This is a genomic window from Halomonas sp. I1 (genome assembly GCF_032334135.1).
GTDB lineage: Bacteria > Pseudomonadota > Gammaproteobacteria > Pseudomonadales > Halomonadaceae > Halomonas.
In genome coordinates this window covers 93417-114877 of sequence record NZ_JAVXUS010000005.1, presented here as the reverse complement: position 1 = coordinate 114877, position 21461 = coordinate 93417, and the positions used below count along the sequence as shown (strand labels likewise).

Below are 21461 nucleotides of genomic sequence, written 5' to 3'. Positions count from 1 at the left end.
CTTACCGCTACCCATGGCCCTCCCGACGGGGAGGGCCTTCGTTCGCCCAACAAGACCAAAAGGCACACCTTCATGACGGACCAAGAACTGGACATCCAGAGCCGTGATCCACGCCTGTACAACGACGACCTCGCGCCGATCACGTCGGAACGGCGCACCTGGGGCTGGTTCGAGATCTTCAATGTCTGGTCGAACGATATCCAGAGCCTGTTCGGCTATACGCTCGCGGCCTCGCTGTTCATCTCCTACGGCCTCAATGGTTGGGCCGTCATGGCAGCGATCATTCTTGCCGGATTCGTGGTGATGGTACTGGTCAACCTGACCGGCAAGCCGAGCGTCAAGTATGGCATTCCTTTCCCGGTGATGATCCGCGCCAGCATGGGAGTTCACGGCGCCAACTTCCCGGCCATGCTGCGCGCTGTCATCGGCATCTTCTGGTACGGCGTGCAGACCTATTTCGCTTCCACGGCAGTGTCCTTGTTGCTCACCTCGCTGTTCGGCGACCCCGGCGGCCAGTGGCTCGGCATGACAGCCCTCGACTGGCTTTCCTTCGTGATCGTCTGGTGCTTCCAGATCGCCCTTTTCTGGCAAGGCATCGAACGCATCAAGCACTTCCTCAACTGGGCGGGTCCGCTCGTCTACGTGGTAATGATCGCGCTGATGATCATTGTCTGGTTCAAGGCCGGAAGCGATCTGCTGCCGGCGGTGAGCACCATCTTCAGCGGTGCCAGCGACTACGAAGGCAATGCCTTGACCGCTTTCATGGCGATTACCGGCACCATGATCGCCTACTTCGCCGCCGTGGTGATCAACTTCGGCGACTTCACCCGCTTCGTGCGCAGCGAGCGCGAGATGAAGCTCGGCAACCTGCTGGGCCTGCCCCTCAACGTCGCCTTCTTCTCCTTCATCGCGCTGATCATCACGGCCGGCACCCTGGCACTGTTCGGCGAAACGCTGACCAATCCCTCGGACATCATCGACCGGGTCGATTCACTGCCGCTGACCATCGTCGCCGCCATCACCTTCTTCGCCGCCACCGTGGGCATCAACCTGGTCGCCAACTTCATTCCGCCGGCCTATGACCTGGCCAACCTCTTTCCGCGCCGCATCAGCTTTCGCATCGGTGGCCTGATCACTGCCGTGATCGCTTTCTTCGTCGGCGCCCTGTGGATGGCAGTCATCAGCAAGATCGGCATCGCCGGCTTCGTCAATGCCCTCGGGGCCGTGGTCGCGCCCTTCTACGGCATCATCGTGGTCGACTACTACCTGCTGAAGCGTCAGCGCCTGAACATTCAGGATATTTTCTCCGCCGACCCGGACGGCGCCTATCACTACGTCAAGGGCTGGAACCACCGTGCCCTGATCGCCTTCGCGATGGCCGCGCTGTTTTCGGTGTCATCGGTCTGGGTACCGGCCCTCGAGGCACTGGGCGGTTATGCCTGGCTGATCGGCGCCGCCCTGGGCGGGCTCTTCCATTACCTGCTGATGCGAGGGCAACCCCAGCCCGTTACCGAATAGCGTATCGCGGCACAAGGGCGTGCCGCCGCCGGACGGCAGACCGGTGCGAGCCCGCCCACGCCAGCAGACTCCCACATCTGCGCCAGCGTGGAGCGGGCGACAATCAACGGGATCAGGAAGATCGTGTTGATTGCCTTATAAACAGTAGCGCTCAGTTGCCAAAGGCGGTGTCGAAGGAAGGGGCTGCCTTCAGGCCGAGAAGATCTGGTAAAGGTCCGGCGTTTCCTCTTCTTCCTCGTGGATGGAGAGGGACGCCTCGATGGCCTTGAGATGTCGGCTCATGAAGGCCTGAGCACGTTCGCCGTTACCCTGCTCGAGAAAGCTCAGCAGGTCATCGTGATCATGGGATTCGCAACCCAGATGGCCGGCATTGCCATAGACGGCGAGGATCAACGAGGAGCGCGAGCAGAGTCGCTCGACGAAGTCGGCCAGGGTGGCATTGCCCGAAAGCCGCGCCAGGCGGCCGTGGAAGGCGGCGGAAAGCTTGATGGCGGCACTCTGCTCGCCGCCCTTCAGCGCTTCGCGTTCGCGGCGCGCCATGTCGCGCAACTCCTGGGCTGCCTCGGGGGTCATGCGCCGGGCGACTTCCGGCATCAGGCCGCATTCGATCATCTGGCGAGCATCGAAGACGTCCTTGGCTTCATCGGCGGTGGGCCGCGTGACACTCGCGCCCCGACGAGGCGTGAGCGTCACCAGTTGCTCGAGGGCCAAGCGCTGCAGGATCTTGCGAATGCCGGTGCGGCTGACGCCGAACACCTCGGACAGCGCGTCCTCGCGCAACCTGGCACCAGGTTTCAGGCGATGCTCGATGATGGCATCGCTGATGGAATGATAGATCGACTCATGACGCTCGGGGCCATCCCCATTCTTGCCGGGGCGACCCGCGCTTTCGTTGGCCTTTCGCTCGGTTGCGGCCCGACGCTGGTTCATGGATCGTTCATCTCCCTGAAAACCCGATATGCCGTCCATTGTATACGTATTCTGGTCGTCAACACGACAGCCGCCCGCCGAAATCGGCGGGCGGCATGTCGCGACATGAGGGGCTCTGTCCGGTTCAGGGCGACCAGTTGGCGATCTCGGTGCGCTCTTCATCGGTCATCTGGGTGACGTTGCCGAGCGGCATGTAGCCACTCGCTACCACCTGCTTGATCTGACTGACCTGTCTCAGCACCTGTTCGGGCGTCTCCAGCGCCACACCGGCCGGCGCTGCCGTGAACCCCTCGTGGGACGGATTCTCGGCATGACATTGCGCGCAGCGATCGATGATGATCTGTTCGGCGTGCCCCGCCGCTTCGGCACCTGAATCCGCCACGGACGCGTCCTTGCCGGAAGCGTCGGCGCCGGACGTTGCGGCCTCCGATACGGCGCTGGACGACTCGGCGGAAGCGATCTTGGCATCGTTGCCGCCACTGACGGACGGCGCACCGACCCAAACCGCCACCAGGATCAGGACGACCCCGGCGGCCGGATAGGCCGGCTTGATCTGTCCGGCATGCATCAGCACGAAGAACTGACGGATCAGGGCCCCGGCGAAGATGAACAGCGTCATGATCACCCAGGCCAGGTCATGGGAATATGCGAAGGAGTAATGGTTGCTGATCATCAGCAATACCACCGGCAGCGTGAAGTAGGTGTTGTGCACCGAACGCTGCTTGCCGCGTTTGCCATCGAGCGGATTCGGCGTCTCACCAGCCTTCATCGCCTTCACCATGCGGCTCTGGCCAGGGATGATCCAGAAGAAGACGTTCGCCGACATGGCAGTGGCCATGACCGCACCAGTCAACAGGAAGGCGGCCCGACCGGAGAAGATCTGGGTGCTCAGGTAGGCGACCACCACCATCATCACGGCCACGGCGAGACTCAGGATGCCATCGCGGTCCATGTTGGGGCTGATGCGCTTGCACAGCTCGTTATAGACCACCCAGCCACCGAGCAGGAACAGCAGTGCCACCACATTGGCCTGCCAGCCGGTCAGGTTGGCGGCCCACGCCCAGTCGCTACCCGGATTGACCAGATAGAAGCTTGGATTGGCCATGTACAGCAACACGAACAGCCCGAAACCGGACAGCCAGGTGGCATAGGATTTCCAGAACGACCAATGCAGGTCCTCGGGCAGCTTTTCCGGCGCGCTGGCGTACTTCTGGTTATGATAGAAGCCGCCGCCGTGCACGGCCCACATCTCGCCGAACACGCCCTTCTTCTTGTCCTCGTCCGCCTTGGGAGAACGCAGGCCGTTATCCAGCATCACGAAATAGATCGACTCGCCGATCCAGGCAATGGCGGCGATGACATGCAGCCACCTCAACAGGAGGTTGGCGAAATCCAGTAAGTAGGCTTCCATCGGTCAGGCCTCGTTGGAATTATGCGATTGTTGTCTCGATGTCGGGCAGGGTGAGCATTGCTGATCGATGTCGCGGGCAAGGCGCGGCCGGACGTCGAGCTCAGCAATGAATCCGTGTTACGTCAGCTTCCTCGATAGGTGGAATAGCTGTAAGGCGACAGCAGCAGCGGCACATGATAATGCTGAGACGCATCGGCCACCCCGAACCGCAGGGGAATCACATCCAGAAAGCGCGGGGCATCGCCGGCCACGCCCTGTCGATCCAGATACTCACCCGCATGGAAGACCAGCTCGTATTCACCGACACTGAAGGCCTCGCCTTCCAGGATGGGCGAATCGCAACGACCATCATCGTTGGTGACAACCTCGCTCAGCCGGGTCCGCTCATTGCCCTCGAGGCGATAGACCTCAATACGAATGCCCTTTCCCGGAAGCCCCGATGCCGTATCCAGCACATGTGTCGTCAGGTATCCCATGTGTTTCTCCTCCAGTCGATGGAACTGACGTGCCCGTGGTCTGCCAGTCTTCGCCTCACGACAGGCACGCTGCTCTTGAAGACACTTTTAGTACCAATAAGGGTACATTTCAAAACATTTTTTGTATACAGTTTATCGAGACACGATAACGCGAACCTGTTACCCGACCCGCAAGGAGACTCCCGTCATGAGTGACAAGCTGCTCTCTCCCCGTCCCAGCACACTGGATCGGGCCGCTTTCATCGACCAGTATGGCGACATTTACGAGCACTCACCCTGGGTGGCCGAACTCGCCTGGGAGCGTGGCCTGGAGACAGCACAGGACACGCCGGAAGGGCTCGCCACCGCCATGGGCGAAGTGCTCGCGTCGGCCGACGCCGAACGTCAGTTGGACGTCATTCGCGCCCACCCCGACCTGGCCGGCAAGGCCGCGGTCGCCGGCGATCTCACCGATGACTCTACCCGGGAACAAGCCGGCGCCGGCCTCGATCAGTGCACACCGGAGGAAATGGCCCGCTTCGAGCGTCTGAACGAGGCCTATAAGGCGCGTTTCGGCTTCCCCTTCGTGATGGCCGTCAAGGGTAGTGACCGCCACGCCATCCTGGATGCCTTCGAAGTCCGTTTGCAGAACGACCTCGCCGAGGAACGCCGTACCGCGATCGAACAGATCAACCGGATCGCGGCCTTCCGTCTACACGACCGGGCCGCCTGAAGGCTCGGCTCAGGACCACTATACTGACGGAACGGCAAGCGGCATTTGAGGAAAACGCGATGTTCCGTCACCGACTGGAAGCCGCCGAGTCGCTGGCCCGGCGGCTCGCCCACCTGAAGGGCCAGAATCCGTTGATTCTCGCCATCCCCCGGGGTGGCGTGCCCATGGGTCGACGCATCGCCGATATCCTGGAAGGCGAGCTGGATGTCGTGCTGGTACGCAAACTCGGCGCGCCGGGCAACCCGGAGTTCGCCATCGGTGCGGTCGGCGAGGGAGACCGAATCTGGCTGGAAGACACCGCCAACCACTTCGGCGAGGCCGCGATAACTCGGGAAATCGAACGACAGCGCGCCCTGATCACGGAACGACGCCGGCACTATACCCCGGTGCGTTCCCCCATCGATCCCGCCGAGCGTTTCGTCGTCGTCGTGGATGACGGCAGTGCCACCGGCGCGACCATGACGACGGCCCTGGAAAGCCTGAGGCCCCGCGGGCCCGCCCGCCTGATTGCCGCCCTGGGGGTCGCACCGCCTGAGACCCTGGCACGGCTGGAGCGCCTCGCCGACGAGGTCGTTTGTCCCGAGGCACCGGCGCACTTTCGTGCCGTCGGTCAGTTCTACGCCGACTTTTCGCCGGTCGACGACGATGAGGTGATTCGTCTTCTGGGAAACGAGCCCGGGTAAAGACAGACTCGCCATTCGGCAACACCTTCAGCGTCAGCGGTAAGCGCCCTCGATATCCGTAACTCGCGTCGCCTGACGCCCGAGCCCACCGTAAAGGTCGAGCATGCGCTCGAGCCAGGCGTACACAGGGTCGGCATTGGACACCAGGTCGGCACTGGAGACGCAACGTGCCCACATGAACTTGCCGAAAACGATGTAGTCGGCCCCACCCGGCGCCTCGCCGTCGAGGAAGGGGGCTTCCTCGAGGCGCCCACGCAACGGCCCCAGGGCGGTATCGAGCTGCGACAGCCCTCTCACCGGCGAATGCACTTCCTCCAGGCTGCGGCCGAAACGCTTCTCGCGCGTTTCGCGGAAATACGCCCGATCATCCGGATGAATGGCATTGAGCAGATCCATGATGATGATGTGGAGCATCGCCGGCGCCAGGGAACGTTCGGCATAGTGCGCCATGAAGCGCCCGCGAGCATCCGCCATGCTGTCACCCAGCAGCGGCGCCTCCGGGTAGGTTCGATCCAGATAGCGCAGGATCTCGTAGCTGTCGGCCACCACCGTCTCGCCATCGACGAGCACCGGGACCTTGTCATGGTTGGCGAAGGCCAGGGCCTGTTTCTCGCTGAAGCGCCAGGGACGCGTCTCGACGTCGAGTCCCTTGTGGGCCAGGGCGTAGCGAATCCGCCAGCAGTAGGGAGAGAAGCGTAGCGCTTCGTCGATACCACAGAGATCGTAGAGCACCCGTGTCATGCCGACTCCTCGCATTCGGTCAGGGAAAGGTAAGGCCCGATAGTGCCAGCAGTTCTCTTCTATCGCCAATGCGCTCGGGGCTGACTCGGCGCAATCCGCCACCGAGCCTGACGAGGCGCATCGGTGACAAGACGAAAGGGTCGTCGATGGATCAGCCCGAACGACGACGCAGGCAACCGTCCCGGATCTTGTCCATTGGTATAGCCATTCGTGCACCACGACGCCCTGACCAAGCTCCCCCTCATCGCCAACCCATTGAATGGCCGGACAAGTCCATCTAGAGAGAAGTGTCTTCCTCGTCATCTTGATTGGTCAAACCAATGTTCCTGAATCGCCATGGCTACCACCAGCGCCTATCGTGGTAGGGGTCCCGGTATACCGGTCCAGACATGCCAGGACCGTTTGACGACCCAGTCGATGCCGGTCGTCGTGATATCCACTCCACCGACCACAAAAAACGGAAAATAATTCCATAGATTTATGATGCGCTTTTCCCTAGCATCGAGATCAGTGGATGCCATTCCGTGACACCGGAGCCGCCATGAACCTCCTCTTCGACGAGCGACTCGACGGCGAACTGCCCCACCGCGACAAGGCAGACGTGCTCGCCGAGCTGCAAGCTGCCTTGCCGACCCTGACACTGCTGCATCGCGAAGAGGATTTGCGTCCCTTCGAGTGTGACGGCCTGGCCGCCTATCGCGTGCTGCCCATGCTGGTGGCCCTGCCCGACGATCTCGAACAGGTCGCGACCCTGATGCGATGCTGCCATGAGCTCGGCGTTCCCGTGGTCACGCGTGGCGCCGGCACCGGGTTGTCCGGCGGCGCCCTGCCGCTGGAACGCGGCGTGCTGCTGGTGATGTCGCGCTTCCAGCGCATCCTGGAACTGGACCCCGAGGCTCGCACTGCCCGCGTCCAGCCCGGCGTCCGCAACCTGGCGATCAGCGAGGCGGCGGCCCCCCACGGCCTCTACTACGCCCCCGACCCCTCGTCGCAGATCGCCTGCTCCATCGGCGGCAACGTGGCCGAGAACGCCGGCGGCGTGCACTGCCTGAAGTACGGCCTGACGGTACACAACGTGCTGGCCCTGGAGGTCATCACCCTCGAGGGCGAGCGGATGCGACTCGGCGGCGAGGCCCTGGACGCCCCGGGCTTCGACCTGCTCGCCCTGTTCAACGGTTCGGAGGGCATGCTTGGCGTGGTGACCGAGGTCACCGTCAAGCTGCTGCCGATCCCGGAGACCGCCAAGGTGCTGATGGCCAGTTTCGACGACGTCGGCAAGGCCGGCCAGGCGGTGGGCGACATCATCGCCGCCGGCATCGTCCCCGGCGGCCTGGAGATGATGGATAACCTGGCGATCCGCGCCGCCGAGGACTTCATCCACGCCGGCTATCCAGTGGACGCGGAGGCGATCCTGCTCTGCGAGCTGGACGGCGTGGCAGCCGACGTGGACGACGACGTCGACACGGTACGCGGCGTGCTCGAGAACGCCGGCGCCACCGATATCCGGCTCGCCCGGGACGAGACCGAGCGCGCGCGCTTCTGGTCCGGACGCAAGAACGCCTTCCCGGCGGTGGGCCGCCTATCGCCGGACTATTACTGCATGGACGGCACCATTCCACGACGCGCCCTGCCCGAGGTCCTCGGCACCATCGCCTCGCTCTCGGCCGAATATGACCTGCGGGTCGCCAATGTTTTCCACGCCGGCGACGGCAACATGCACCCGCTGATCCTGTTCGACGCCAACCGCGAAGGCGAGCTCGAACGTGCCGAGGCCCTTGGGGGGCGCATCCTGGAAGCCTGCGTGGCGGCCGGCGGCTCGATCACCGGCGAGCATGGTGTGGGGCGCGAGAAGATCAACCAGATGTGCGTCCAGTTCCCCACCGGCGAGCTGACCACCTTCCACGCCGTGAAGGCCGCCTTCGATCCGGTGGGCCTGCTCAACCCGGGCAAGAACATTCCCACCCTGGCCCGCTGCGCCGAGTTCGGTGCCATGCACGTGCACCACGGCGAGCTGCCACACCCCGAGCTACCCCGTTTCTGAGGAGATATCATGGCGCCACATCAAGGCTCTCTCCCGGACCGGGACATCAGCGAGACGCTCGGCGAGCGCATCCGCCGTGCCGATGCCGAGGGGACGCCGCTGCGCATCGTCGGTGGCGACACCAAGGCCTTCCTCGGCAACACCGTCGACGGCGAGCCACTCTCCACCCGCGAGCACCGCGGCATCCCTCGTTATGATCCAGTGGAACTGATCGTCTCGGTACGCGCCGGCACGCCCCTGGCCGAGCTGGAGGCTCGCCTCGACGAGCAGGGCCAGCGGCTCCCCTTCGAGCCGCCCCACTTCGGCGACGCCGCTACCGTCGGCGGCATGGTCGCCACCGGTCTCTCCGGGCCGCGACGCCCCTGGGCCGGTGCCGTGCGCGATTTCGTGCTCGGTGTTCGCCTGATCGACCGACACGGCGCCTCCCTGCGCTTCGGTGGCGAAGTCATGAAAAACGTGGCCGGTTACGACCTGTCGCGATTGATGGTCGGCGCCCAGGGCTGCCTCGGCCTGCTTACCGACGTCTCGCTCAAGGTACTGCCCAAGCCCTCGGCACAGCGCAGCCTGCGCCTCGAGATGCCCCTCGCCGAAGCCCGCCGTCGCCTCGTCGAATGGGGACAAGAGCCGCTGCCGATCACCGCCGCCACCTGGTTCGACGGCGCCCTCCATATCCGCCTGGAAGGTGGCCCCGGTTCGGTCGATGCTACGGGCCGACGCCTCGGCGGCGAGCCGCTGGGCGCGACCTTCTGGCCGGCCCTGCGAGAACAGCAACTGGCCTTCTTCACCCGGGAGGACGACGCGCGACCGCTGTGGCGACTCTCGCTTCCCCAGCAGGCGCCCGCGCCCGATCTGGAAGACGTCGACGAGACCGCCATGCTTCACGACTGGGCCGGCGCCCAACGCTGGCTGCGCAGCACCGCTCCCGACGAGGCGGTGCATGCCGAGGCATGCCGCCTGGGGGGCCACGCCACCCGCTGGACCCCTGGCGAACAGACGCCTTTCACGCCGCTATCTCCCGTCCTCGCCAAGTATCACCGGCGACTCAAGACCGAGCTCGACCCCAACGGCATCTTCAATCCCGGGCGACTTTACGCGGAGCTTTGACATGCAGACCCATTTCACCGAGCGAGACCTGGAACAGCCGCACCTCCGCGAGGCGGAGCGGGTCCTGCGCACCTGCGTGCACTGCGGCTTCTGCAACGCCACCTGCCCCACCTACCAGTTGCTGGGCGACGAGCGCGATGGCCCGCGTGGCCGCATCTATCTGATGAAGACCCTACTGGAGAGTCGCGACGACGATAACCAGGCTACCGAGGAGACACGGCTGCACCTGGATCGCTGCCTCAGTTGCCGCAACTGCGAGACCACCTGCCCTTCCGGCGTGGAATATCACAAGCTGCTCGACATCGGTCGCGCCGAGATCGAGCGCCGCGTGCCGCGCAAGGCCCCCGAACGGGCCTTCCGCTTTGCCCTGCGCAAGGCACTGGTCGATCCACGCCGCTTCAAGGCCCTGCTCAAGCTGGGCCTGACCTTTCGCCCCCTGGTGCCCGGCCCGCTCAAGGCCAAGCTGCCGCCTGAGCCGGTGGACGCCGGTGTCCGCCCCGAGGGGCGGGACCATGAGCGCCAGATGTTGATCCTCGAAGGGTGCGTCCAGCCCAGCCTGTCACCCAACACCAATGCCGCCACCGCTCGCGTACTGGACCGGCTCGGCATCGGCCTGACCTCGGCCCCCGAGGCCGGCTGCTGCGGTGCCGTCGACTTCCACCTCGATGCCCAGGACGCCGGTCGCGACCGGGCGCGGGCCAATATCGACGCCTGGTGGCCATATCTCGAGAAAGAGCTTGAGAAAGAGGGCGAGGCCGGCTGCGAGGCCATCGTCCAGACCGCCAGCGGCTGCGGCGCCTTCGTCAAGGAATATGGCGACATCCTCGCCGACGACCCGGCCTATGCCGACAAGGCCGCCCAAGTCAGCGCCCTGGCCAAGGACCTGGTGGAGGTCATGGAGGGTGAATCGCTCGACGGCCTGGCCCTGGAGAACGGCGAGCGCCTCGCCTTTCACTGCCCCTGTACCCTCCAGCATGCCCAGCGACTCGGAGGCCACGCCGAGGACCTGCTCAAACGCCTCGGTTTTCAGTTGACCCCGGTACGCGACGCCCACCTCTGCTGCGGCTCGGCGGGCACCTATTCCATCACCCAGCCGGCGCTTGCCACCCAACTGCGCGACAACAAGCTCGACGCCCTGGAGGAAGGTCGACCGGACGTCATCGCCACCGCGAACATCGGGTGCCAGAGCCACCTCGCCGGCGCCGACCGCACCCCGGTTCGCCACTGGATCGAACTCGTCGACGACGCCTTAACCCCAGCGACGAGCGACGAGCTGCGGCCCACGAGCAGCCCGTAGTTCGAAGCTCGAAGCTCGAAGCTCGAAGCTCGAAGCCACTACAACCACAAGGAGTCATTCATGAAGACCAAAGCCATTCTCGGCCTCGCCGAGGTCAACGCCGTTCTCGACGCCGCTCAGCGCGAGGCCGAAGCCAACCAGTGGACCATTACCGTGGCCGTGACCGACGACAGCGGCGAACTGCTCGGCCTGCGCCGGCTCGATGGTGCCGCGCCGATGACGGCCATGATCAGCGCACAAAAGGCGCGCACCGCCGCCCTCAGCCACAAGGAAACCCAGGTCTTCGAGAACATGATCAACGAGGGCCGAACCGCCTTTCTCTCCGCGCCGCTGGAGGGGCTGCTCGAAGGCGGTGTACCGGTAGTCGTCGACGGCCGGGTGATCGGGGCGGTCGGCGTCTCCGGCGTCAAGGCCGACCAGGATGCCCAGGTGGCGAAATCCGGCATCGCCGCCATGCGGTGAGTCGCTGGTCGACGCTCGAGCGAATCGTTAAGCTGGCAGGATAGACAGCAGCGATGACGCTCGGAGGGCAGGCATGGCCGGCGGCTGGTCGAAGGATGGCGATGTACAGCAGCAGATCGACGACAGTGTGCGCGACGAGCTCGAGCGCGCCAGACGAGCCCTCCCACAGGGAGACAGTGCGCATTTCTGTCATGAGTGCGATGAGCCGATTCCTCGTGCGCGTCGGGAAGCGATTCCCGGCGTGCGCCTGTGTATCGACTGCCAGGCCGAACGCGACAGAAAGGGAAGCCCCGCCGGCGGTTTCAACCGACGGGGCAGCAAGGACAGCCAGCTGCGCTGAACGCCTGTCGCCTCCTTCTCACGTCTCCGGGTATGATAGGCCCCTTCTGTGTAATGGCCGCGAGCCCCGCCTCATGACGGGGCTCGCGTTTTTTCGAGGTCGCTATGCCCCTGCTCGCTTTCCTCCCACCACTCGGCGCCGTGCTGATCTGGTCGGGCAACATGACCATCAATCAGCTCACCGTGGGTGCCATCGCGCCGAGCAGCATCGCCTTTCTGCGCTGGTTGCTGGCACTCGCCGTCCTCACTCCCTTCGTGGCTCCCGTGGCCTGGCGTTACCGCGCGACCCTGTGTCGAGAGTGGCCCAGGCTGGCCGTCCTCGGTCTGCTCGGCATGGGGCTCTGGCAGGGGCTCGCCTATGTGGCTGCCGAGACGACCTCGGCCACCAACATGGGTATCCTCGCCGCCATGGTGCCACTGCTCACCGTGCTGCTCAGTGCCTTGATACTGCGGGAGCCGCCCAGCATCGGCGGTATCGTTGGCGGGCTGTTCGCTCTCATCGGCGTCGCCCTTCTGCTGGGAAGCGGTAACCCACTGTCACTACTCGACCTCGAGATCGCCAGTGGCGACGCCCTGATGCTGGTCGCCGCCACCTGCTATGCCCTGTACGGCGTGATGCTCAAGCGCTGGTCCTTCGACCTGCCGCCCTGGGTGCTGCTCTACGGGCAGGTGATCTGCGCCGTGCTGATCCTGTTTCCTCCTTATCTGCTCGGCCCCATGACGCCGGTCCATTCGGGCAATGTCGGCCTGATCCTCTATGCCGGCATTCCCGCCTCCATTGTCACGACCTACCTGTGGATGCTCGCCATCCGCCGCATCGGCGCCAGTCGAGCCAGTATCTTCATCAACCTGATGCCGCTGTTCAGCGCCGTGATCGCGATGGCCGCCCTGGGCGAACGCCTCGCCGCCTACCACGTTTTCGGCGGCGCCCTGGTGCTCGCCGGCGTCATCATGGCCCAGACATGGACAGCTCCCTTGAGCCGGAGCTCACTGATCCCGGCCGGTACGTCACGGCGCCGGCCATGACGCTGGCGGCGCGGCCAGCCAGGCATGCTAGACTGCCCTTTCGCTGCCTCGACAGGAGAAAGGACGCGCCATGTCTCTCGACGATCTCCACCTCAACCTGCGCAACCTGACGCCGGATGACTATCCCCAGCTCAAGACGTTGATGGACGCCGTCTATGACGATATCGGCGGCGCCTGGCCGGAACACACCATGGAGCGCCTGATCGAGGAGTTTCCGGACGGCCAGATCGGCATCGAGGACGACGAGCGACTGGTCGGCGTCGCCCTGACGGTACGGGTGGACTACGACGACTTCTCCAACCCTCACCAGTACGACGACCTGATCGGCCAGCGCGAGATCATCCTCAACGATGCCGAGGGCGATGCCATGTACGGCCTCGACGTGCTGATCCATCCGGCCTATCGTGGCTATCGGCTGGGCCGGCGGCTCTACGAGGCGCGCAAGGAACTGTGCCGCTCGATGAACCTGCGCGCGATCCTCGCCGGCGGTCGCATTCCCCAGTATCACCAGTACGCCGAGGAGCTCTCGCCCACCGAATACATCGACAAGGTGGCCCGCAAGGAGATCCACGACCCCATCCTGTCGTTCCAGCTGGCCAACGACTTTCAGGTCAAACGGCTGCTGCGCAAGTACCTGCCCGAGGACGAGAAATCCCAGGGCTACGCCACCCTGCTGGAGTGGAACAACATCCTCTTTGAACCGGCGGAACGGGTGCTGGAAACGCGCCGCACCCAGGTGCGCGTCGGCGCGGTACAGTGGCAGATGCGTGAATTCGCCTCGGTGGAAGCGGTCCTTCAGCAGGTGGAGTACTTCGTCGATGCCCTGGCCGACTACCAGAGCGATTTCGCGGTCTTTCCCGAACTGTTCAACGCCCCGCTGATGGGCCTGCAGGATCGCGCCGCCCAGCAGGACCAGCTGGCCGCCATCCGTTTCCTCGCCGGCTTCACCGAGCGTTTCAAGACCGAACTGTCGCGCATGGCGGTCTCCTACAACATCAACATCGTGGCCGGCTCGATGATCGAGGTCGGCGAGAACGACCACCTCTACAATGTTTCCTACCTCTGCCATCGCGACGGCACCGTCGAGCGCCAGGCCAAGCTGCACATCACCCCCCAGGAGCGTCGCGACTGGGTGATCGAGGGCGGCGACGAATTGCAGGTCTTCGAGACCGACGCCGGTCGAGTCGGCATCCAGATCTGCTATGACGTGGAATTCCCCGAACTCTCGCGCCTGCTCGCCGACCAGGACATGGACATCCTGTTCGTGCCCTTCTGGACCGACACCAAGAACGGCTATCTGCGCGTGCGCCATTGCGCCCAGGCGCGGGCCATCGAGAACGAGTGCTATGTCGTGCTGTGCGGCAGCGTGGGCAACGTGCCGTCGATCGAGAACCTCGACATCCAGTACGCCCAGTCCTCGGTGTTCTCGCCCTCGGACTTTTCCTTCCCCCACGATGCGGTGCTCGCCGAGACAACGCCCAACACCGAGATGATCATGTTCTCGGATCTGGACCTGAACCGCCTCAAGGTGGTGCGCAACGAGGGCTCGGTGACCAACCTCAAGGACCGCCGTCAGGACCTCTTCGACCTGCGCCTGCGCGACTGGTCCTGGAAGTCCGGGGGCCGTGACGTGGAGGAAGGCTGATACCGTGCTTCGACGCCTGCAGCGCTGGCGTGCCGCACGTTTCGAGGCACGCCACCCCTTTCCCGAAAACGATTGGCGAGATGCCCGGGCGAGGCTGCCGTTGCTCTCCGCCCTGCCCGATGCCACGGCCACCCGGCTCGGTCACCGGGCCTGGCGCTTCGCGCACGACAAGCGCCTGAGCCTGCACCCCGACCTGGTGGCGGAGAATGTCGCGTTCGACGGCCCTGCGCGCCTGGCCCTGGCCGCCCAGGCCTGCCTGCTAACCCTGGGCTGGAGCGAGCGCGACCATCACGATGCCCTCGCCGGTGTGCACGAAATCCTGATCCTGCCCGAGGCGTTTCACCGTCGGGTCGAAGAGATGGATGAATTCGGCGTGATGCATGAATACGACGACGAACGCGCCGGCGAGACCTCGCACCAGGGGCCGGTGGTGGTTGCCTATCCAGACCTGATGGCCAGTGGTGGCCTGGACGGCTTCAATGTGTTGATCCACGAGCTGGCCCACAAGCTGGACATGGGCAACTCGCTGGATGCCGACGGTTTTCCACCACTCTCGGGCGATATGGATCCCCGGGAGTGGCACCGCGTCTTCACCGCCGTCTGGGACGACCTTCAGGCGAGGCTCGAACACGGCGAGGCCACGCCCATCGACGACTACGCCGCCAGTCACCCCGGCGAATGCTTCGCGGTCGCCTGCGAATATTTCTTCACCGCGCCCCGCATACTGTACGAGGCCTATCCGGCCCTCTACGACCTGCTGTCACGCTACTTTCGTCAGGGCCCCATCGACTGGTCAGGAGCCTGACGATCACTCTCGGCCGGCAATCCAGCCACCAGCCATTCCCACAGCCGGGCCGCTTCTTCACGGGGCCGTCGCCGCGCCGGCCGTACCAGCCAGAACCCTTCATCGCTGGGCACTGCCAGGGCGAGCGGCGCCACCAGGTCGTCTCGCCCCTCGAGCAGGCGGCGATGCGTCAGGGCCACGCCCCCACCCTGGGCGGTCAGTGCCAGAGTCATGACCTGACTGTCGCAGGTCAATGACGGACACTGCGCTTCCAGGCCCGGTTGCCCGGCCTGTTCCAGCCAGGTCGGCCAGCCCACGACGAAGCCGACCGCATGCAACAGGGTATGGCCCGCCAGGTCCGAGGGTTCGGTGATATCCCGGGCCAGCGCGGGTGAACACGCCGGCAGCATCGACTCCTCGCCCAACGACACCGCTTCCACTCCCTGCCAGTCGCCACGTCCGTAGCGAATCTCGATATCCGCGCCCTCGGGGCCGAAATCGTCGGGCCAGATGGCGCTGACCAGGCGTACGGCAATCTCCGGATGCGCACGCTGGAAGGCCGGCAGGCGGGGCGCCAGCCAGTTCTGCTGAATCACCGGCGTCGTGCGCAACGTCACCTGGGCGTCGCCGCCTGATCCGCCGAACACCTCGCTGGTTCCCTCGCCGAGGCGCAGGAAGGCATCCTGAATGGAAGGCAGCCAGGCCTGGCCCACCGGCGTCAGGCTCAGGCTACGGGGGTGGCGCACGAACAGCTTTTGCCCGAGCCGGTCCTCGAGCAGGCGGATGCGCTGGCTGATCGCCGCCTGCGTCACCCCGAGCTCGTGGCCGGCGGCGGTGAAGCTGAGGGTGCGTGCCGCCGCCTCGAAGGCCTGAAGCCATCCCAGGGGAGGTAATCCTGTCATGGAGCATACCTCATCATGAAAAAGTCACACATAAGCTGAGCTTGGCCAAAGGGGCCAGATTAATCGTTTGTCAGTGCCTCGGGCAATCGCCACCCTGTGCACCACACGAATCACAGGAGGCAACCATGACGACTGCCACTCCGCCCGCCCCCCGTCAGAGCCGCGCCATCTGGCCGATGGGCGAGTTGGCCGACCACAGCGTCGGCTACGCTCTCGTCGACGCCCTGACCAGCGGCGCTCGGGTGACGTTGACCTGGGAAGACCGTCAACAGGCGCATTTCCCGCTGAGCTGGCTGCGCGACCACTGCCCCTGCACGGCATGCCGCCACACCACGACCCGAGAGCGTCTGTACATTCCGCTCGAGCTGCCCGACTCAGCCCCCGAGGCTCGCCTCGAAGACGGCAATCTCGAGCTGACCTGGGCCGACGGCCATACCAGCCGTTTCGATGCCGGCTGGCTCCGGCAGCGTCGCCCCGGCCAGGAGAGCGGCGACCGTATTCCCGCGCGTCGCCCTTGGGCCGAAGGCTTCCAGCCGGCCCGTGTCGCCCACGCCGACTTCGTGGGCAGTGCCGCAGGCGAGCGCGAATGGCTGACCGCCCTGCTGCGCGACGGCCTGGTGTTGCTCGAAGACGGCCCCCTGGCCGACGAGGAAGTCAGCCGCCTGGCCGAACGCATCGGTCCCTTGCGTGCCACCAACTTCGGTGCCCGTTTCGACGTGCGCTCCAAGCCCAACCCCAACAACGCCGCCTACACGGCGATCGGCCTGCCGTTGCACACCGATCTGCCCAACTGGCGCCAGCCGCCGGACATCCAGTTGCTGTACTGCCTGGAAAACGACGCCGCGGGCGGCGAATCGACCTTCACCGACGGCTTCGCCGCCGCCGAGGCGCTGCGCGAGCGCTCCCCGGAGGCCTTCCGGCTGCTCAGCGAAACGCCCATCGATTTCCGCTTTCAGGACGATGGCCATGACATCGCCTGGCGCGCGCCCATCATCACGCTGGGCCATGACGGCCAGTTGCTCGAAGTGCGCTTCAACAACTGGATCCGCGACTCCTTGCGCCTTTCCCTGGAACAGGCCGACGCCTGGTACCGCGCCTATCGCGAATTCTGGGATCTGGTGCACGACCCGCGCCAGCGCCTTGAGTTCTCCCTGCTGCCCGGCCAGATGATCGCCTTCGACAATCGCCGCGTGCTCCATGGGCGCAACGCCTTCGACCCCAATAGCGGGCGCCGTCATCTGCAAGGCACCTATCTCGATCTCGACCTGCTCGAGTCGCGTCTGCGGGTCCTCGCGCGTTCCGCCTGAGGCCCTTTCCTTTCGCCATGAACCCATTGCCGCGTCTTCACGATTCGGCTATCAGGAGATAATAATATGCGAGTCTGTTCGACATCCGCCCTGTTGAGCCTGCCGCTGGCCCTCGGCCTTGCCGCACCGGCGGTGGCCGACGATGCCACCCTGGACTTCGGCGTGCCGGCCTGGCCCGGCATCACCGTCAAGACCGAGATCGCCGCGCAGTTGCTGCAACCCCTCGGCTATGAGACGCGTTCCGAGGAACTCGGTATGCAGGTCGTCTACCAGGGGCTCGACAGCGGGGACCTGGATGTTTTCCTCGGCGGCTGGTTGCCGGCCCAGGACAGCATCTACACACCGCTCGAAGAAAGCGGCGCCATCACCTCGCTGGCCAACAACGTCGACGGCGCACGCATGACCCTGGCCGTCCCCGAGTACCTCTATGAACAGGGCATTCAGAGCTTCGCCGACCTGGACGCCAATCGGGAGCGTTTCGAGGGCAAGATATTCGGCTTCGGCGCCGGCTCCGCGGCCAGCGAGATCCTCAACGAGGCCATCGACAACGACGCCTGGGGCCTGGGCGACTGGCAACTGGTGGATACCAGCGTGGTCGGCATGCTCACTGCCGCCCGCGACGCCATCTCCCGCGAGAAACCCATCGTCTGGGTCGGCTGGACGCCCCACTGGATGAACCTCGACCTGAACATGCGCTATCTCGACGACCCGAAGGACCTGTTCGGCGAAAACAACGGCGCCAGCCAGGTGCTGACCGTGGCCCGAAGCGACTACGCCGAGGCGCATCCCAACCTGGTCGACTTCTTTGCCGACTTCACCTTCTCCGCCGAAGAGCAGAGCTGGATGATTCGCGAGTTCGGCCAGAAGGAGCGAGGCGTCGAGGCCGTGGCCCGACAGTGGCTGAGCGAGCATCCCGAGCGCGTCCAGGCCATGCTGGAAGGCGTGACGACGCATGATGGTGACCCGGCCTGGCCAGCGGTCAAGGGCTCCTTCGACCAGGGCTCTGACGAATAAGACGATATCGCACCGCCCGACGTGATAGTGCCCGATGGCCGCTTTGGCCATCGGGTTCTCTACCGTATCCTGTGGCGAGACGTTCACCAGGAAACCGTTCGCCTCATGTCCCGCCCACTCAGCATTCTCTTCATCATCCTGCTCGCCCTTGCCTCCCTCGGCCTGCTGTGGCAATGGCTGGCCATGCAGGATCTGCTCACCGTGGACCACCTGATGACCCTGGCCAAGGGCTCGGTCGCCTGGCGTGACGCCAACTGGGCGGTGCTGGTGGTGATCGCCGTCTATGCCGCTGCCTCGCTGGTGATGTTTCCACTGAGCCTGCTGGTCGCCCTGACCGGCCTGCTGTTCGGCCCCTGGTGGGGATTCGCCTACGCACTGGCCGGCACGCTGGCAGCCTCTGTCCTGACCTGGTGGATCGGCCGACGACTGGGACGCGATGCCCTGATGCGCCACGGCGGCAAGCATCTCAAGGGACTCTCGCGCTACCTCTCGGGTCGCGGTATCCGCACCATGACGGTGGTCAACCTATTGCCACTGGCGCCCTTCACCCTGACCAACATGATGGCCGGCGCCTTTCACCTGCGCTTTCGCGACTACATGATCGGCTCGACCCTGGGGATCGTGCCGGGGTTGGCGGGCGTCACCCTGCTGGGCAGCCAACTGGGCGATCTGGTCACGGCACAGAGTGCTCGGGAAGTGGTCCTGGCCCTGATCGGGCTGCTGGCGGGTATCGGGGTCCTCTACGGCCTCAAGCGCTGGGCGGAGCGACGTCGTCGCCGCTGAAGGCGCTCAGGGAACGCTGGATTCCCCATGTCGCCCACCCGGCCACCAGGAAGGGCGCTCCTGTTCCCATTCTTCCTGGACCAGGTGACGCAGCAGCCGGCCCCGGTAGCGCAGCATCTGCCACTCGGCGCCAAGACGGCCCCGCACCCGGTCCCAGCCACCATCGTCGGCGTGGGTGAAGGGTCCCCCGCGGGCGATGACCTCGCGGTAGACCAGCAGGCAACGCTCGGCACAGCGACGCTCGTCGTAATCGGCCGCCGTCTCCAGGGCATGCTGGCGCAACGGTTCGCGACATCGCGGATCGGCCAGTTCGTCCAGTGCGCGCGCCAGCGCCTCGGCATCGTCTTCCGGCAGCAGGCGGCCGTTTTTGCCATCCTCCACGACCTCGACGACGCCCGGCGCGGCAACTGCCACGACCGGCAATCCCGCCGCCATCGCCTCGGCCACCACCATGCCCTGAGTCTCGCTATGCGACGCGAAGGCGAAGACATCCATCGCATGGTAGGCGTCGATCAAGGCCCGCCCTTGCAGACGCCCGGTGAAGTGGAAGCGCGCCGCCACGCCCCGCTCCTCGGCGATTTCCTGCATTGCCTCCGCGGCATCGCCATCCCCGACGACCAGGAAATGCGCCTCTGGCCGCTCGAGCAGCGCCAGTGACACCGCCTCGGCCAGGAACGGCAGGTTCTTCTCCCGGGCCAGCCGTCCCAGGTGGCCAATGACATAGGCATCGGCAGGAATACCCAGCCGATGCCGACAGTCTTCACCATTGCCGAGCGCAAAGTGCGTCGTGTCGACGCCGCTCGGGACGACCCGGATCGCCGAATTGGCCTCGCGTTCGAGCAGCAGGTCGCGAATGCTTTCGCTGGGCGCGATGACGCTGTCGCACAACCAGCTGTACTGAGTGGCAAGCGCGATGGCGAAGCGCTGCATGCGTGGCGAATCCCCGGGCACATAATGGGTATAGTGTTCATAGAGCGTGTGGTGGGTGAACACCAATGGCAGACCGTAGGTCTCGGCGGCACGCGCAGCGGTATCGCCCAGCAGGAAGGGATGGTGGGAGTGGACGATATCCGGCTCGAAGTCCTCGATGGCCTCGTAGAGTTGCCCGGGCATTGGTACCGGCAGGGAAAAATCGCTGCCGTTGAAGTGCTGCACCGCCGCTACCCTGACCACATCCGTCTCGTCCTCGGGTTGTCCCTCCAGGCGCGGCGCCACCACCAGCACGCGATGGCCAGCCATGCACAGCTGACGCTTGAGCCGCTGTACCGACTCGCTGACCCCACCGACGATCGGTTGATAGGTGTTGGTGAACATCAGCACATTCACTGGGGCGACTCTCCTGTCAGAACTCGTCGGGGAAGCACGCGCGATGGCACGCGTCCTGCCATCTCCCGCTCCAGATAGGCAATGAAGGCGCGAATCCTCAAGGGCACATGGCGGCGCTGATGATACACGGCATGGAAGTCAGCACGCACGCCCCGCCACTCCGGCAGCAGCTCGACCAGTTGTCCGGCGGCCAGATCATCGTGCACATCCCACCAGGAACGCAGTGCCACGCCATGGCCGTCGCGGGCCAACCGGCGGATCACCTCGCCATCGTTACTGGCCATGGGACCCGCGACCTTCACCGCGCGTTCCTCGCTCGGGCTGTCACGATGCTGGAACCGCCACACGGCGTAGTCGCTGCCGTTCTCGCGGATCACCAGACAGGGATGCGACGACAGGTCGCGGGGGTCCCGCAGCGGCGGCATCGTTTCCACATAGGCCGGGGCGGCGCACAGCACGCGCCGGCTGGCGAGAATGCGACGCGCCACCAGGCGGGAATCCGGCGGCTCGCCGACCCGGATGCCGATATCGAACCCCTGATCGAACAGGCTGGCAGGAAAGTTGGTCAGCTCGAGGCTACCTTCGATACGCGGATGCCGGGCGCAGAAGGACGAGAACAACGGCGCCACATGCTGCCGACCGAACCCGAAGGTGGCATTGATGCGCAACGGGCCGGACAACTCGGCGCGATGATCGCCCAGCGTTTCTTCCAGCTCGTCGAGCTCGTCGAGGATCGCCGCCCCTCGCCCCAGGTAGAGCTCGCCCTCGGCGGTCAGCGTCAATCGCCGAGTCGTGCGGCTGGCCAGGGATACGCCCAGGCGCGCCTCCAGCTGCTTGAGCCGCTTACTGACCGCCGAGAGCGAGAGCCCCAGTTCACGGGCCGTGGCAGTCAGGCTGCCGGCTTGAGCCAGGCGCTGGAAGAAGGCCAGATCATCGAGTTGGGTCAAGGCATTCTCCACT

At 65.1% G+C, this 21461-nt stretch carries 21 protein-coding genes; 14 read left to right on the top strand and 7 right to left on the bottom strand.

What is annotated here, in order from left to right:
• Nucleotides 1-72 precede the first annotated feature (72 nt).
• Nucleotides 73-1518 carry an NCS1 family nucleobase:cation symporter-1 gene (locus tag RSO41_RS08485; protein WP_315618683.1) on the top strand — a complete coding sequence of 482 codons (1446 nt, stop codon included), beginning with the start codon at nucleotides 73-75 and terminating at the stop codon, nucleotides 1516-1518.
• 189 nt (nucleotides 1519-1707) lie between these two features.
• On the opposite strand, the gene RSO41_RS08480 is transcribed toward RSO41_RS08485, so the two are convergent.
• The 3 genes from RSO41_RS08480 to uraH form a co-directional block, all read right to left on the bottom strand.
• Complete coding sequence (locus tag RSO41_RS08480; RefSeq protein ID WP_315618682.1) at nucleotides 1708-2448, bottom strand: GntR family transcriptional regulator; 741 nt, start codon at nucleotides 2446-2448, stop codon at nucleotides 1708-1710.
• A gap of 124 nt (nucleotides 2449-2572) precedes the next feature.
• Complete coding sequence (locus RSO41_RS08475) at nucleotides 2573-3859, bottom strand: urate hydroxylase PuuD (protein ID WP_315618681.1); 1287 nt, start codon at nucleotides 3857-3859, stop codon at nucleotides 2573-2575.
• A 122-nt stretch (nucleotides 3860-3981) separates the two neighbouring features.
• Nucleotides 3982-4335, bottom strand: a complete 354-nt coding sequence (gene uraH, locus RSO41_RS08470) for a hydroxyisourate hydrolase (protein WP_315618680.1) — start codon at nucleotides 4333-4335, stop codon at nucleotides 3982-3984.
• Between the two features lie 187 nt (nucleotides 4336-4522).
• Here uraH and uraD point away from each other — a divergent pair, with 187 nt between their 5' ends.
• Together uraD and RSO41_RS08460 are read left to right on the top strand one after the other, a co-directional pair.
• Entirely contained in the window at nucleotides 4523-5047 is a 525-nt protein-coding gene (uraD, locus tag RSO41_RS08465; protein ID WP_315618679.1) for a 2-oxo-4-hydroxy-4-carboxy-5-ureidoimidazoline decarboxylase, read from the top strand.
• 59 nt (nucleotides 5048-5106) lie between these two features.
• Nucleotides 5107-5730, top strand: a complete 624-nt coding sequence (locus RSO41_RS08460) for a phosphoribosyltransferase (protein ID WP_315618678.1) — start codon at nucleotides 5107-5109, stop codon at nucleotides 5728-5730.
• A 33-nt stretch (nucleotides 5731-5763) separates the two neighbouring features.
• Here the strand turns inward: RSO41_RS08460 and RSO41_RS08455 are convergent, their stop codons facing one another.
• Nucleotides 5764-6471 carry a glutathione S-transferase N-terminal domain-containing protein gene (locus RSO41_RS08455; RefSeq protein WP_315618677.1) on the bottom strand — a complete coding sequence of 236 codons (708 nt, stop codon included), beginning with the start codon at nucleotides 6469-6471 and terminating at the stop codon, nucleotides 5764-5766.
• 541 nt (nucleotides 6472-7012) lie between these two features.
• On the opposite strand from RSO41_RS08455, the gene glcD reads away from it, so the two are divergent.
• From glcD to RSO41_RS08415, 8 genes are all read left to right on the top strand, one after another.
• Nucleotides 7013-8512 (top strand): glycolate oxidase subunit GlcD, encoded by a 1500-nt coding sequence (gene glcD, locus RSO41_RS08450; RefSeq protein ID WP_315618676.1) that lies wholly within the window; start codon nucleotides 7013-7015, stop codon nucleotides 8510-8512.
• Between the two features lie 9 nt (nucleotides 8513-8521).
• Nucleotides 8522-9616 (top strand): glycolate oxidase subunit GlcE, encoded by a 1095-nt coding sequence (gene glcE / locus RSO41_RS08445; RefSeq protein WP_315618675.1) that lies wholly within the window; start codon nucleotides 8522-8524, stop codon nucleotides 9614-9616.
• Between the two features lies 1 nt (nucleotide 9617).
• On the top strand, nucleotides 9618-10913 hold the full coding sequence (glcF, locus tag RSO41_RS08440) for a glycolate oxidase subunit GlcF (protein WP_315618674.1): 1296 nt from the start codon (nucleotides 9618-9620) through the stop codon (nucleotides 10911-10913).
• A gap of 60 nt (nucleotides 10914-10973) precedes the next feature.
• The gene (locus tag RSO41_RS08435; protein WP_275285775.1) at nucleotides 10974-11375 is read left to right on the top strand and encodes a heme-binding protein; all 402 of its coding nucleotides are present in this window, start codon (nucleotides 10974-10976) and stop codon (nucleotides 11373-11375) included.
• Nucleotides 11376-11448: 73 nt separating this feature from the next.
• A complete protein-coding gene (locus RSO41_RS08430; RefSeq protein WP_315618673.1) occupies nucleotides 11449-11715 on the top strand; it encodes a DksA/TraR family C4-type zinc finger protein in 267 nt (88 codons plus the stop codon).
• A 104-nt stretch (nucleotides 11716-11819) separates the two neighbouring features.
• Nucleotides 11820-12740 (top strand): DMT family transporter, encoded by a 921-nt coding sequence (locus RSO41_RS08425; RefSeq protein ID WP_315618672.1) that lies wholly within the window; start codon nucleotides 11820-11822, stop codon nucleotides 12738-12740.
• A gap of 70 nt (nucleotides 12741-12810) precedes the next feature.
• Nucleotides 12811-14385: a bifunctional GNAT family N-acetyltransferase/carbon-nitrogen hydrolase family protein gene (locus tag RSO41_RS08420; RefSeq protein ID WP_315618671.1), complete on the top strand. Its 1575-nt coding sequence runs from the start codon at nucleotides 12811-12813 to the stop codon at nucleotides 14383-14385.
• 4 nt (nucleotides 14386-14389) lie between these two features.
• Entirely contained in the window at nucleotides 14390-15190 is an 801-nt protein-coding gene (locus RSO41_RS08415) for a zinc-dependent peptidase (RefSeq protein WP_315618670.1), read from the top strand.
• On the opposite strand, the gene RSO41_RS08410 is transcribed toward RSO41_RS08415, so the two are convergent.
• Entirely contained in the window at nucleotides 15160-16071 is a 912-nt protein-coding gene (locus RSO41_RS08410) for a LysR substrate-binding domain-containing protein (protein ID WP_315618669.1), read from the bottom strand. The two genes, RSO41_RS08415 and RSO41_RS08410, sit on opposite strands and share 31 nt — an antisense overlap.
• A 125-nt stretch (nucleotides 16072-16196) precedes the next feature.
• On the opposite strand from RSO41_RS08410, the gene RSO41_RS08405 reads away from it, so the two are divergent.
• From RSO41_RS08405 to RSO41_RS08395, 3 genes are all read left to right on the top strand, one after another.
• Complete coding sequence (locus tag RSO41_RS08405; protein ID WP_315618668.1) at nucleotides 16197-17378, top strand: TauD/TfdA family dioxygenase; 1182 nt, start codon at nucleotides 16197-16199, stop codon at nucleotides 17376-17378.
• A gap of 66 nt (nucleotides 17379-17444) precedes the next feature.
• Complete coding sequence (locus RSO41_RS08400) at nucleotides 17445-18392, top strand: ABC transporter substrate-binding protein (RefSeq protein ID WP_315618667.1); 948 nt, start codon at nucleotides 17445-17447, stop codon at nucleotides 18390-18392.
• Between the two features lie 105 nt (nucleotides 18393-18497).
• Nucleotides 18498-19175, top strand: a complete 678-nt coding sequence (locus tag RSO41_RS08395) for a TVP38/TMEM64 family protein (RefSeq protein WP_315618666.1) — start codon at nucleotides 18498-18500, stop codon at nucleotides 19173-19175.
• Nucleotides 19176-19181: 6 nt separating this feature from the next.
• Here the strand turns inward: RSO41_RS08395 and RSO41_RS08390 are convergent, their stop codons facing one another.
• On the bottom strand, nucleotides 19182-20501 hold the full coding sequence (locus RSO41_RS08390) for a glycosyltransferase (protein WP_315618665.1): 1320 nt from the start codon (nucleotides 20499-20501) through the stop codon (nucleotides 19182-19184).
• Entirely contained in the window at nucleotides 20498-21448 is a 951-nt protein-coding gene (locus RSO41_RS08385) for a LysR family transcriptional regulator (protein WP_315618664.1), read from the bottom strand. The genes RSO41_RS08390 and RSO41_RS08385 overlap by 4 nt, the downstream gene beginning before the upstream one ends.
• Nucleotides 21449-21461: the final 13 nt, after the last annotated feature.